This is a genomic window from Tabrizicola sp. YIM 78059 (assembly GCF_004959785.1).
GTDB classification, from domain to species: domain Bacteria; phylum Pseudomonadota; class Alphaproteobacteria; order Rhodobacterales; family Rhodobacteraceae; genus Tabrizicola; species Tabrizicola caldifontis.
Genome location: NZ_SJZH01000075.1, coordinates 1 through 419, shown reverse-complemented (window position 1 = coordinate 419; position 419 = coordinate 1). Strand labels below are relative to the sequence as shown.

Genomic DNA, 419 nt, shown 5'->3' with positions numbered 1-419 from the left:
CGTGCGGTCGGCGGCAATCGCCGCGCCGATGCTGGCGCAGAGTGTGTCGAACGCGGTATCACGGGCAGCACCCTGAACGACCGCCTCGATCTCGGCACGGTGCTGGTAGTGGTAGCGCAGCGGCGACAGCGTCACTTCCGGCTCCCCCGGTTCGCCGTCGCGCAGGATCAGCAGGCCTGCGGCGGGCACGCGCTCGGGCAAGACGTCGCCGCGCAGGGCGGTGGCGGGCAGCGCCGAAAGCCGCGCGTGCAGCGCGGCAAGGATGGTTTCGCGGGGGGTGGGCATCGCTCTGCTCGGGCAGTTCTTGCCAGATTAATGCCTCGGGGCTATATAGCTTCCAAGACATGAGGATCGTATGTCGTGGACCGTCTCGTTTGCCGAAGAGTTCGAACCGGAGTTCGACGCACTCCCACCGGAGG

1 protein-coding gene is annotated in these 419 nt (G+C 67.5%); it reads right to left on the bottom strand.

All coding sequences use genetic code 11. The features are described from left to right. Nucleotides 1–285 (bottom strand): acyl-CoA transferase (locus tag EZM81_RS18105; RefSeq protein WP_136646748.1); only part of this gene is annotated, 285 nt, incomplete at its 3' end. Nucleotides 286–419: the final 134 nt, after the last annotated feature.